The sequence below is a fragment of the Bacteroides sp. 51 genome, from assembly GCF_010500965.1.
GTDB lineage: Bacteria > Bacteroidota > Bacteroidia > Bacteroidales > Bacteroidaceae > Bacteroides.
This window is the reverse complement of sequence record NZ_QVMI01000020.1, coordinates 62,989-72,571: the sequence shown is the minus strand read 5'-3', so window position 1 is coordinate 72,571 and position 9,583 is coordinate 62,989. Positions and strand designations below refer to the sequence as shown.

The following is a 9,583-nucleotide window of genomic DNA, read 5'->3' as shown; positions in this document are numbered from 1 at the left end:
TATTCCAGCACCGGTAGCATAGCCGCCGGTAAACTCAGTACGTCCACCAGCCCTGGTTGAAACAATGCCATCACCTGTGATGGTAACACTCGGTTGGGCGGAAGGAATAACAGGTTTCTGCACCTCCTGTTCCACCAACTCATTTCGATCACAACTCATAGCAAAGAACATCGTCAATGCCAGGAAGAATAAATTTAACTTTTTCATTTTTGATTAATTATAATTAATTATACAAATACATATTCTTGATTATGTGGTATGATCTCACATTAGTAAGAATACATACATTTATTATATCAAGGCCGATATTCACCATATCGAGCAACAATGGTCCTATTTCTTGTTACAGTAAAGCTGTAAGAACCACCATAGGTGTCCCTGACATGCTCAAGGAATTCATTTGTATCTTCATCCGCCCAATCCAATATTTCATGCATTCCATGTGCCCAGCAGTAGACTGTACAAATGTCCCCTTCTTTAAATGATTTAGAGATTGTTGGGGTAGTGGTAGCAATTGGTGACCATGAAACCGTGCCGCCAGGATAGGTGTTACCATTAGCGTCCTTTATATTTGTATATGTAATACTGTACTTGTCATTCCACCAAAACCGTGCTTTTATTGTCACTGTGTATACCTGAGAAGTAGAGTTCGAGAATGTATAATAGAATGTTGTATTATCCGGATAGGTATCATAAATCGTAGGAGTAAGCGAAAATACACCTCCCTGTTCTGAAAGAATCTTTTTTCCATCTACTTCCCACTCATCTCCACTTAGATACCAACCTTGTGCAGGAATAGGCTCTACCTCATCAGCATGTGACCATCCGAGTTGATCTCTGGTTACAGTCGTTGAGATAGAATTTCCTCTATCAAATTTAGATTCAAAATATCCCTCTCCAAGAGCGACGAAGTGGAATGTCTTTCCTGCTTTAAATTTTGCTGTTAGCGTTCTGCTAGAACTAACTGTAAAACTATAGCTTGCATCTGAACTAACCTTGGTATTGGCTTCATACCATCCTTCAAAGGTTTCACCTGAATTAGCAGTAGCCACAACAGTACAACTTTCACCATCGGCATATTTTCCTCCCCCGGTAGCAGTACCACCACCATCGGTATTTACAATGATCGTAAACTCCTCTTTGAACGATACGTTGAACTTCCAGTCTTGCGATTGAATATTAAACTTATAATTGTCAGAACCACTGAATTGACTGGAGTTTCCACCTACTGGGCCTCCTATAAAAGAAACAAGCTTATAACCGGAATAGGGTACAGCAGCTACGGTAGCTTCATCAACACTGGCATATATTCCAGCACCGGTAGCATAGCCGCCGGTAAACTCAGTACGTCCACCAGCCCTGGTTGAAACAATGCCATCACCTGTGATGGTAACACTCGGTTGGGCAGAAGGAATGACAGGTTTCTGTACCTCCTGTTTCCCCAACTCATTTCGATCACAACTCATAGCAAAGAACATCGTCAATGCCATGAAGAATAAATTTAATTTTTTCATTTTTTGATTATTTATATAAATACAATTGATTACTTATGCCATTTCATGACATTTGAATCTAAATAACTCATTGACATCGATCTCCTATTTCGATACGAAAAACAAAATCATTCATATAATAATAAGTCTTCCTAGCGGTATCATATTGAATATTTGCTCCTAAATCGCGCAATTCTTGAATATACCGTTGAATAGTTCTATGAGGAATATTCAATCCTTTGGATATGCTGGATGAAGAGCCTGACTTTTCGGACTGGATCAACTCATGTACTTTTTGAATGGTTTCTAACCTCTGAAGCGTATTCATTTTTGCTCTGTTTTTAAAATGTTTAAAAAAACCTTCCAGTATAACCGGTTACCCAATATCTTTTTTACAGTCTGATCACCTTGATCCTTGCGGCACTTCTTGAAGATGGCAAGGTCACATCCTGAAGACAGAAAAATTTCAGCCTGGGATTTTGCTGCTTTCTCCAAATGTTCTGTTACGCGATCAAGTGTACGGTTCTTCACAATCTCTATATATAGAGCCTTAAGTGAATAACGATCAAGAAAATCATAATTCAATGGCATTGCCGGATAACCATACTTAGCTATACTCTTTAAAATAATATAGTCCGTCTCAATTCTGATTTGTGATTCCATCTCTTCCCTCCAGTCTTTCATAACCAAATAAATAAAGGCTCAATAACATGATTATTCTTTCTCACTTCATAATGGAGATGGCTACCCGTACTTCTTCCGGTAGAACCGACAAAGCCTATCACCTTACCAAGATTCACAACTGTCCCGGATTTCACATAATATTCAGAAAGATGGGCATACATAGTAGTGAAGCCAAATCGATGCTTCACAATAACACATTTACCATATCCACCTTTTGTGCCGGCATAAGTAACAATACCATTTGCTGTAGCATGAACGGTAGTGGCCAGGTCACATGCATAGTCTATCCCGGAGTGGAACTTTGTTTCACCAGTGAACGGGTCCTTACGCTGACCGTATGGCGAAGATATCCGCCTATTATCGTGAATTGGTTGATGAACCGGGACATCCCTGATCATACCGGAGGGTGAAGCCAAATACAAGTCTATAACTTCCATAATAGGGAAAAGAGAAGTGGACTTATTTGCCAACTCCTTCAGTAAAGACTCTGAAGAAGAACCTATGAGTAATATCAGGACCAACAACTTAACCATAATTAATAAAATTGGGGTTGGTGACTGTCACGCACCGACGGACTTAATATTTCTGCATTAATAATTAGGTTGTTTTTTACTTTATGATAAAAATGTCGTCCACCTCCAAACTCCTGCATCTCTACGATTAACTTCTTTTTATCAGGGATAGTGAACTTATTTAATGCTACCGAGAAGGTTTTAGTCTCATGCGCAAGAATTCGCTCCGGAAGATCAAAGAAGAAAAGAGGTATCTGTTCAATCTGCTGAATAGCTGTTTTCTTCCGGATCTTGGAATCCTGAATGTAGAACCTAACAAAGTCCGGGACATAATCAATATTACTATAATTGATAATCTTGAATTTGAAAATCAAGATATCACCATCCACAAATACATTAGTAATGGAAAAGCGAATGCCGGCAAAATCCTTATTCTCTTTATTTAGTGACTGGAACCGGGCATTAACCTGATCACGAAGGAGATCACGCTGAACACTATTAAGCTCTTTGTTATCAAGAAGCGCAATACGAGGATTGACATTACTCACATCAGGGTCAACAATGAACGATAACTGACCAGGATGATCAGAAAAACTTAAATTAAAAGTATAGAACTTATTATCAGCAGTAACAACACTTACGTTAGTCTCATTAGAAAACTTTCCGGAAGCGCGAATAGCTAATATATTATCCACACCGGAAGCCTTAATAACCTCTACATCAGTGGTACCAAAATCAACATAAATAATCTTACTTGAGAAGATCAAGTGCATTTGCTGATTATCATTCACTGATAGGATAGGAGGAACCTCTACTTCTTTCCCTACGATTTCATAACTACTATGCAATTCAGAAACATAAGACATCTTATAGGAATAATACTGACCATCTGCAGTAACAACACTCATGTTTGTCTCTCCGGAAAAGGGCTCTAGGGATTTAAGACGGATAGTGTTACGGTAAGATTCAACAATTTCACCTACAACACTCTCATCGCCAATAGAGAAATACTTCACTTCAGTTGGGAAAATTAGATGAAAAGTTTTATTCACCGATACAGAAAAAGGTGACGAATGAATCTCAGACAAGTAGGTCTGAGAAAAGGTGTAATTAACAGCCAGTAGGCTGAATATTAGGGAAAATAATATCTTTTTCATATGCTATTTTTTCTTTTCATCCGGACGAAGATATATTTCATAGTTCGTCTTGATCGTTACTTTAATTTTCTTCACGTTCTTTGATGCTGCTTGTTTACCGGCCTGAGCAGCACTTGAAGCAACTGCACCCGCAATTTGAGTAGCAACATCTACTCCAGGAATCCCGGATACCGGCAAACCATCGAGTGCACCACCGGTAGCATCTTTAACGGCGTCCGATTTGGGATTACCTGGTACATAAATTCCGAGCAGTGCATCCTTCGAATAAACTTCCTTTTGGAAGGGTAAGATATTGCCTTGGTGGTTGATATGAGTGATCTTCACGTTAACACGTTCACCATCGACTGAGGTCACCGTACCGAATATGGGGGAATTCTTTTTGACCATCACACCATCATCCGTATAGGCATCTTCACCTAGTCGCATCTTTAAAGTACTACCTATCATGACAGTCTGTTCAGAATGGACATAAGCCTTAATAGCATTTTTATCATCCGGGTTACCAAAATTTACTGAATTGAAAGGTGAGCGTTTTGGTTTCTCAGGCTTCTCTACCGACTCCTCTTTCGGTTTTGTTTTCTTGGTATTGCTTTCTTTCTTGGGTTGAGACTTCAACGGAGTATTCTTGGTTGCAGTAGAAGATCCCTGGATAGTAGAATACTGATCCCTCTCATCAGTATATGTTATTATACCTTGCCGCTCATTTTCAATTTCCTGTATCCCGGAATGTATGCCTTCAGTATTTTCTCTGATTAATTGCTGGATTCGGGCTATTGCCTCCGGATTATCAGCTGAAGCAGATGGCGCTGACGAATGAATACCTGTAAGACCCGAAGCATTTTCATCAGTTGTATTATGGTTCCGACCTTTAGCCAGCTTTAACATATCATCTAAAGAGACATCTTTAGTTTCAGCACGCAAGGAAATTTCACGGGATGAGTCATCAGATGATGAACCGTCTAGTGTTATAGAAAGTAATAGAAACGCAGCACATAACACTAAACCACCTAATAAAAATATTTTCTTTTTCTTCATGATACTATTTATTAATGGGATAATACTCTTGAGTGTAATTTTTAAAATACCAACCGGTTGGATTTTCTTTGGGACGCATCGTTGTACGGTGCGCAGTACCTCTAGATACAATCTGTATCTTTGCTGTGCTAGAATTAGTTACAACACTCAGCGTACTCAAAAACTCAACATCATATTCCCATAGTTGGCTAGTACGCTTGATTTGAGTTACCTTCTCGAATTGACAACGATAAGCAACACCCTTATGAAGAACATCATTATACGCCTTATCATGTTGGTACTTTTCAAAGATTGCATTCAGGTCAATCTGATTAACCAGAAAAGAAGCACATGCTTGATTGGTCTTAATATTGTTAACATCAAATGTATTAACATAATGGCTGACCGAATAACAATGTGTTTCAAGCAGCGACAAATACTCCTTTTCTAGGGTTGAGAGTTCGACTGGAAGTATTTCACCATGAGTACTAACCACAAGTACTTGTTCATGTGCATTCTTCGTCGTAAAGTAAGCAAAACAGAGGACAGCTAAATTCAAGAATGTAGTCATAGCAAAAAAAAGCTTCAAATACAGTGCTTGTTTTTTTTTTGCTTCAACATATTTATTGAAGTTGCTCTTTATTTTTTCTATATCCAGGCTCATCGCAAAAGTATTTTAATGTATGTAATCAGAGAACTCAACAGAAGGGCAAGTATGCCCGAAACAATCTTTACCTTCAGGGAAGTATTCTCTGGATTAAACGAATGATATAGTTTTATCAGGATGGAGGAATATTTTTCTCTATATTCTTTTAGCTTTTTCATTACTAAATCTGATTTATAAATTAAAAGAGTTGACTCGCTTTGGCACGAACAGTACCAAACATCTTAATCTTTACCCAAACACCAATCACCACCAGACACAAAATAGGAAAATCAGTAGTTGAATGAAGTGTTTCCTGCATTGTAAGTACGGCAACCTCATCAGCAAACCGGTCGGCCAAGAAAAACATAGGAATCAGCATATAACATACAATCATATTTTTTACCCAAGTATAAAAATAACTACGGGTCCCTTCATGGATAGATAAAGCAATGGCAATAGGAGCAACCATCTCCAACATCAAGAGCCACATATACCGCCCCAGAATAAAGAAAGTGTAAACGTGTTTAAATATAGCCACACCAAGAGCCATAACGATTCCGGTTATTGGACCTAATACGACCAGTTCTAGCATTCTTGCTCCCATGTCAAACGGGTTCCCTTGCAGAAATTCCTCTGCGATACGAGTAGATTCTTCACGAACCAAATCAGTCATCATTTGGGTAGCCTTATCCGATACATCTGTACCAAAATCGTTAACCAAAGCCGTTTGAAGATCACAACAGATAGACTCGGTAAGAGTGAATATCTGCCCTGAAAAAGATGCTATAATGCAAACAACCACATATACCCTGATAGTACCCCAGTAAGTAGATAGCTTGAAACGATTGTCATTGGTTGTTATGTTTTTCTGCCATTCATCATATAGTTTCAGAAAAGAAAGAAACAAAACAATGGCAATCATTATGGTATGGAAGGAATCATATACAATATACTGCTTCGTTCCCTGATACGCCGTTTCTACAAATTCTATATTTCCCATCATCTAAAGATTTGATATTCAATAATACTATTAGTTGTCATCGCGGTAGAAAGAATAAGATTTACTGTATTTAAATCTCGAAGAAGAGCCATCTGCTCTGCCTGTAACCGCATTAGATTACCTAAACGTTCTGAATCGTTCATCTTAAAACGCGTTGTTAAAGTGGATGTTATCAGAGTAACTAATGATGTATTCGCAGACAAAAACGACATTACATTACGTTCAAGTTGTAATACAAGTCTTGCATCCAACTTATCTGCTCTCTCTATCAAATTCTGGCAATTATCGACAATTCTGACTTGCCTCTCAATTAGATTTTTGGCATAAGCTGCATCGCGAACAACAGAAGCCACTTCCTGTACATATTTTAAGGTTGTAGTTAATATTTCCGCTTGCTGTCGTAATTGAACCAGTTGGTTTGCGAATGTTGTACCGTTTATGATTTGATTGGTAACAGTAGTGGTATTCTGCGCTACATCTGTCACAGGAATCTGTGCATATACCATATTTATTGCACAGAATACAAATGATAGGGATAATAATATCTTTTTCATACTCATTAATTTTTAGTTATAGATTGATAATGTTCTTCGATTGCTTGTCGCATATCGTGACCGTTAGATTCATATAGTTTATCCAATGCAGAACGGGTTTCTCCCTCAGTTTGGAATGCCAAGTACTTACGGGGTGAAGCCTCTAAACGTGCCGTCAGTGCATACCCTTCTCCAAAACGTATCCAACATTCTGAATACGGCCTCTTTGCTGTATAATTATTTTTAACAGAATACATTTGATTTTGATGTGCCTGGTTAGTAATCTTAAAAGTGTCAATAATAGCACGGTGTACCACCTCGGAACCCTGTAATACAAATAATAGTTGGGTATTGGCAATCATGCCGTCTGTAAATTCATCTCGAGGCAGCTGTACCGGAGATTGAATAATCGTCATAACAGCGCCATTCTCCTTACGAATCTTTTGGTAGAAAAAGGCCACGGCTTGATGAATGTTCACATCCAAAGAGTTAGTGGTCTTCATCTGAGCGGTTTCTGCATATTCGTCAAATATTATATAACCTCTCCTTGAAGGATCAGATAGGATGGTATTATTAATCACATCAAACAGCAGGGAGATGACGATGGAGGAAACAAAAGGATCACTTTTGATCTTTGTAAGTTCAAAGTGAATAAATTGTTTAGTGGTGAGATCACTGGCTATGCCATCATCAACACAAAGATTCTCATAGGAACCACCCGGCATAAACTCAGAACATACATGTTTGAAAGAATCAATTCTGAAAAACTCCGAATTGATACCACAGGTTGTACAAAGTTCATCAAACCCATCGACAAGGAAACGATAAAAATTCTGAAAAGAATGCCCACATTCATTATTCTTGTAGTATTGAACTATAAATTTACGTAAGGAGGTTATTTCCTCTTTGGTAGTCTCTGTATTTCCCCAAAACCGAAGACAAAGGTTCACCAACGTTTCCTCTTTTTCCGGCGTAAGCTCGCGCCCATGAAGGTTGAAAGGATTTATACCAAGCGGTTTATTTTGGTCGTACTCTATATGAATGGACTTATCCGGATACAGATTGCACAGCTGCTTAAAACTATTTCCAAATTCTACTGCCACTACGGTTACACCTTGATCAAGGAGCTGCTGCATGATGTGATTGGCGAGAAACGACTTACCACCACCTGTTGGTGATACTACCACAGCATTACGGGCGTTAATCCTTTTTTTCTTTGCATCCCAGATATCCTTTACAATGGGTTTTTGGGTTAACCGGTCATTAAAATATATTCCCTCCTTATCATCCTGGAACCCGGAATAGTGAGACAGGAATGCTGTAGCAACGGATAAAGAGGAAATAAACATATACTGTCTTTTAAGAGAAGCCGTACAGCCAACAATTCCACCACCATATATATCGGCAAGGTTCCCATATGAGGGAATATAATACTTGATATTACACAGGTTCATGCGTTCATTGAAGTCATGGATGGCTAGATCAAGTCGCTCTTGATTGTCATTCCATAACATCACCGAATAATGGGCATAACAAAGGCTTTCATTATTCTCGGCAATTTCTGTGGACAATTTTTCAAGTTTCTTGATTTTTACACGCATATTAGGGCCGTCCCAACCCTCATTAACCTGGTGGTCATGTAAATTCTTACTTAACGTTCCCTTCAGCTTCTTATCAGAGTAGAAATAAAACACCTGATTATAGACATGGTTATAATTCAAATGGATACCACCAAAAGATTCGGCCATGGACATATATAGTTTGGACATTACAGTTGAAGCCGTTTCATCTTTGGATACCACTTGAACTTCGTCGGGCAAACCTTCTTCATCTGTTATGGCATACATCTGGGCCTTAATGTTACCCGCAGTTATAGATTCAGAGAAATGGATATCTTTTATATCACCCGTGGAATAAAAATTCGCGGAGGAAAAAATATATTCTTTTAGTTCGCCACCGGTAAGGTATTTAACTGGAATACGCAGGGATGAAATATGGTTTATCGTAAATTCTATCGCTGACAAGAAATTCATTATACGATCACTATCTTCCTTATGCAAATTCTCCTTATATGAAAATATATTCTGGGTATAAGCCTCCGATAGAGATTCTAATCCGGCAAGGGTAAAACCTATCACACAAGTATGCTCAAGATATTCCCTACCAGTAAAATGATCCCGATCCGCCTGAGCCAAGTAAGTTAATTGTTCACCAGGCACACCATCAGGATACTGGTATTTACACACGCGAAAAACATCCTGTTTATGGACATAAGAATTATCAGGCATATGAGAAAATGCCAGTTTAAAAACACTATGCCTTTTCACAATATCTTCATCTGATAAAGAGTAGACCTCCGGGAGGGTAAGACTGATGACATATGTCAAACTACCATTCTTTCCCAAGATCAAACCATTCCCTTTGGAATCCTCAATAATATCATGAATGGGGTAAAATATAAAATTATCCATGTTTCCTCTTATTTATTGCTTGGTATAACTCCCGATTAGAATATGTTATTTCCCTATTATCGGGTGTTATCTT

The 9,583-nt window shown here is 38.4% G+C and carries 11 protein-coding genes and 1 pseudogene; all 12 read right to left on the bottom strand.

Annotation, left to right across the window (positions count from 1 at the left end; all coding sequences use genetic code 11):
* Nucleotides 1-207: pseudogene (locus D0T87_RS15645) on the bottom strand (hypothetical protein); the annotation flags it as partial.
* Nucleotides 208-296: 89 nt separating this feature from the next.
* Nucleotides 297-1,514 (bottom strand): hypothetical protein, encoded by a 1,218-nt coding sequence (locus D0T87_RS15640; RefSeq protein ID WP_163176081.1) that lies wholly within the window; start codon nt 1,512-1,514, stop codon nt 297-299.
* Nucleotides 1,515-1,581: 67 nt separating this feature from the next.
* Nucleotides 1,582-1,821 carry an HTH domain-containing protein gene (locus tag D0T87_RS25130; protein WP_163176080.1) on the bottom strand — a complete coding sequence of 80 codons (240 nt, stop codon included), beginning with the start codon at nt 1,819-1,821 and terminating at the stop codon, nt 1,582-1,584.
* On the bottom strand, nt 1,818-2,177 hold the full coding sequence (locus D0T87_RS15630) for a hypothetical protein (protein ID WP_163176079.1): 360 nt from the start codon (nt 2,175-2,177) through the stop codon (nt 1,818-1,820). The genes D0T87_RS25130 and D0T87_RS15630 overlap by 4 nt, the downstream gene beginning before the upstream one ends.
* The gene (locus D0T87_RS15625) at nt 2,174-2,710 is read right to left on the bottom strand and encodes a M23 family metallopeptidase (protein ID WP_163176078.1); all 537 of its coding nucleotides are present in this window, start codon (nt 2,708-2,710) and stop codon (nt 2,174-2,176) included. The genes D0T87_RS15630 and D0T87_RS15625 overlap by 4 nt, the downstream gene beginning before the upstream one ends.
* 2 nt (nt 2,711-2,712) lie before the next feature.
* Complete coding sequence (gene traN, locus D0T87_RS15620) at nt 2,713-3,846, bottom strand: conjugative transposon protein TraN (protein ID WP_163176077.1); 1,134 nt, start codon at nt 3,844-3,846, stop codon at nt 2,713-2,715.
* A gap of 3 nt (nt 3,847-3,849) precedes the next feature.
* Nucleotides 3,850-4,881 (bottom strand): conjugative transposon protein TraM, encoded by a 1,032-nt coding sequence (gene traM / locus D0T87_RS15615; protein WP_163176076.1) that lies wholly within the window; start codon nt 4,879-4,881, stop codon nt 3,850-3,852.
* Nucleotides 4,882-4,885: 4 nt separating this feature from the next.
* The gene (locus D0T87_RS15610) at nt 4,886-5,524 is read right to left on the bottom strand and encodes a hypothetical protein (RefSeq protein ID WP_163176075.1); all 639 of its coding nucleotides are present in this window, start codon (nt 5,522-5,524) and stop codon (nt 4,886-4,888) included.
* Nucleotides 5,521-5,685, bottom strand: coding sequence for a hypothetical protein (locus D0T87_RS15605; RefSeq protein WP_163176074.1), 165 nt, complete (start codon nt 5,683-5,685; stop codon nt 5,521-5,523). The genes D0T87_RS15610 and D0T87_RS15605 overlap by 4 nt, the downstream gene beginning before the upstream one ends.
* Nucleotides 5,686-5,705: 20 nt before the next feature.
* Nucleotides 5,706-6,509, bottom strand: coding sequence for a hypothetical protein (locus D0T87_RS15600; RefSeq protein WP_163176073.1), 804 nt, complete (start codon nt 6,507-6,509; stop codon nt 5,706-5,708).
* Nucleotides 6,506-7,060: a hypothetical protein gene (locus D0T87_RS15595; RefSeq protein ID WP_163176072.1), complete on the bottom strand. Its 555-nt coding sequence runs from the start codon at nt 7,058-7,060 to the stop codon at nt 6,506-6,508. Before D0T87_RS15595 ends, D0T87_RS15600 begins: the two co-directional genes overlap by 4 nt.
* 5 nt (nt 7,061-7,065) lie before the next feature.
* Entirely contained in the window at nt 7,066-9,510 is a 2,445-nt protein-coding gene (locus D0T87_RS15590) for a conjugal transfer protein (RefSeq protein ID WP_163176071.1), read from the bottom strand.
* Nucleotides 9,511-9,583: the final 73 nt, after the last annotated feature.